A 2,435-nucleotide genomic window follows, 5' to 3' on the forward strand; every position below is an offset into this window, starting at 1 on the left:
CACCCGCCGGTAGAGGGGGTCCCCGGTGGCGGCGCCGAAGAGCACCCCGTCGACACCGAGCGCCGCGCAGTTGCGGAAGATCGCCCCGAGGTTCTCGGGGTCGTTGACGCCCTCGAGCACCACGAGGGTCCGGGCACCGCCCACGACGGCGTCGACCTCGAGCGGTGTCGGCCGGTCGGCGGCGGCGAGGATGTCGCGACTGGACCGGAACCCGATCACCTCGCTGAGCACGTCCTTGGTGGTGCGCAGGTACACGGCACCCCCGGCGCGCTCGTCGGCGTCCCAGCCCTCGGCGGCCGCCTCACGCCGCAGTTGCCGCAGGCGCGCGTCGGTCCCCAGCAGGACGTGCGGGCGGAACCGGGACAGCAGCATCCGACCCACCACGTAGGTACCCTCCGCGATCACCAGGCCCCTGCCGCCCGGCAGGTCGGGGCGACGGTCGGAGTGGTTGAGGTCGCGCAGATCGTCCAACCTGGGATCGGCGGGATCGGAGACGTCGACGACGAGCACTGCCCGCGCCGCTCAGGCCAGCAGGTCGGTGATGGGCCCGATCGCGAAGAACACGAGGAACGCCGCCGCGACCACCCACAGCAGCGGGTGCACGGACCGGGCCTTGCCGGTGGCGGTGGCCATCACGACCCAGGCCACGAACCCGATGCCGATGCCGTTGGCGATCGAGTAGGTGAACGGCATGGTGACGATCGTGAGGAAGGCCGGGAGCGCGATCGCGAAGCGCGTGAAGTCGATGTTGACGATCTGCGACATCATGAGTGCGCCGACCACCACGAGCGCGGGGGCCGCCGCCTCCACCGGGACGACCTCGTACAGCGGGGTGAAGAACATCGCGACGAGGAAGAGGGCACCGGTGACGATGTTCGCCAGGCCGGTGCGGGCGCCCTCGGCGATGCCGGTGGCCGACTCGAGGAAGACCGTGTTGGACGACGACGAGGTGAAGCCACCCGCCACGGCACCGACGCCCTCGACCACGAGCGCGGTCTTCATGTTGGGCAGATTGCCCTTCTCGTCCATGAGCCCGGCCTCCTTGCCCAGCCCCGTGAAGGTGCCCATGGCGTCGAAGAAGTTGGCGAGCAGCAGGGTGAAGACGAACAGGCTGGCCGCCAGCGGACCGATCCGGACGAACGCGCCGAAGAGATCCACCTGCCCGATGAGGGACAGGTTGGGCAGCCCACCCAGGGTCTCGGGGATCCCCGGGACCGCGAGGTTCCACCCGGTGGGCGAGGGCTCACCGTCGACGAAGGACGGTCCGGCGTTCGCGACGGCCTCGACGATGATGGCCACGACGGTGGTGACCACGATGCCGATGAAGATGCCGCCGCGCACCTGCCGGGCCACGAGCACACCGCACAGCAGGAGCCCGAAGGCGAACACGGCGGTGGGCCACGAGGCGATCGACCCCTCGATCCCCAGTCCCACCGGGACCGTGGTGCCCGCGGCGTCGGGGAGTCGACGCACGAAACCGGAGTCGACGAAGCCGACCATGGCGATGAACAACCCGATGCCCACGGCGATCGCGGCCTTGAGGTCCGAGGGGATGGCGTCGAAGACGGCCTTGCGGAACCCGCTCACCGCCAGGATGACGATGATGATGCCCTCGATGACGATCAGCCCCATGGCCTCGGCCCACGTGACCTGCCTGGCGATGGTGACCGCGACGAGGGAGTTGATCCCCAGGCCGGTCGCGAAGGCGAACGGGTAGCGGGCGATCGCGCCGAACGCCACCGTCATCACCCCCGCGGTGAAGGCGGTGACGGCGGCGATCTCGATGATCGACAGCTGGTTGCCCTCGACGTCGACACCCGAACCGAGGATCAGCGGGTTGAGCACGATGATGTAGGCCATCGCGAAGAAGCTGACCAACCCGCCGCGCACCTCGCGGGCCACCGTCGAACCGCGCTCACTGATCTTGAAGTACCGGTCGACGACCCCGATCCGTACAGGGGACCGTGACGGGGCCCCGGCGCTCTGCGACATCTGGAGACCTTCCTGGCGGTGGGTGAGGAACCGTCATAGAGTAACCGGCCCCCCGCCTGCGGTAGCGTCGCGGTCATGACGGACAGCCCGGCAGAGCCGCAGGTGCCCCGGATCCCGGCCTACCTGCTGGATCCGCGGCCCGTCGTCCTCATCGGAACCCTCGCGTGGACGATCGCCCTCCTGGCCGTGATGCTCATGGACGAGGTCGACATGCGCGCGGTCATCCTCTGCGCCGTGGGCGTGGGCGTGGGTGCGATCGGCACACTCGTCTACGCGCTCCAGCGGCGTGCCGTCCTGCGCGGCAGTGCGGGCGCACAGGGCGGTCTCGACTTCGACCGCATCTGAGCTGTCGGCACCTGAGATGCCTGCGGGATCAGTCCTGACCGGCGGCGGGGGCCGGCGGGATCAGGGCTGGTCGGGACCGCCCGCCGGACCGGCCTGCC

The 2,435-nt window shown here is 70.1% G+C and carries 3 protein-coding genes; 1 reads left to right on the forward strand and 2 read right to left on the reverse strand.

Annotated features, from left to right (window positions below; translation table 11 throughout):
- On the reverse strand, positions 1-510 hold a 510-nt coding region (locus G6018_RS14835), incomplete at its 3' end, for a TrmH family RNA methyltransferase (RefSeq protein ID WP_347237878.1).
- 12 nt (positions 511-522) lie between these two features.
- On the reverse strand, positions 523-1,992 hold the full coding sequence (locus G6018_RS14840) for an NCS2 family permease (protein WP_182640030.1): 1,470 nt from the start codon (positions 1,990-1,992) through the stop codon (positions 523-525).
- Between the two features lie 75 nt (positions 1,993-2,067).
- Between G6018_RS14840 and G6018_RS14845 the strand changes: the two genes are divergently transcribed.
- On the forward strand, positions 2,068-2,337 hold the full coding sequence (locus G6018_RS14845) for a DUF2530 domain-containing protein (RefSeq protein WP_182609962.1): 270 nt from the start codon (positions 2,068-2,070) through the stop codon (positions 2,335-2,337).
- Positions 2,338-2,435: the final 98 nt, after the last annotated feature.

This window comes from Dietzia sp. DQ11-44, assembly GCF_014145205.1.
In the GTDB taxonomy this organism is placed as follows: Bacteria; Actinomycetota; Actinomycetes; order Mycobacteriales; family Mycobacteriaceae; genus Dietzia; species Dietzia natronolimnaea.

Excerpts from the sequence above, each read along its gene's own strand:
- G6018_RS14840 (WP_182640030.1), bottom strand. The coding sequence starts at position 1,992 with ATGTCGCAGAGCGCCGGGGCCCCGTCACGGTCCCCTGTACGGATCGGG.
- G6018_RS14845 (WP_182609962.1), top strand. The coding sequence starts at position 2,068 with ATGACGGACAGCCCGGCAGAGCCGCAGGTGCCCCGGATCCCGGCCTAC.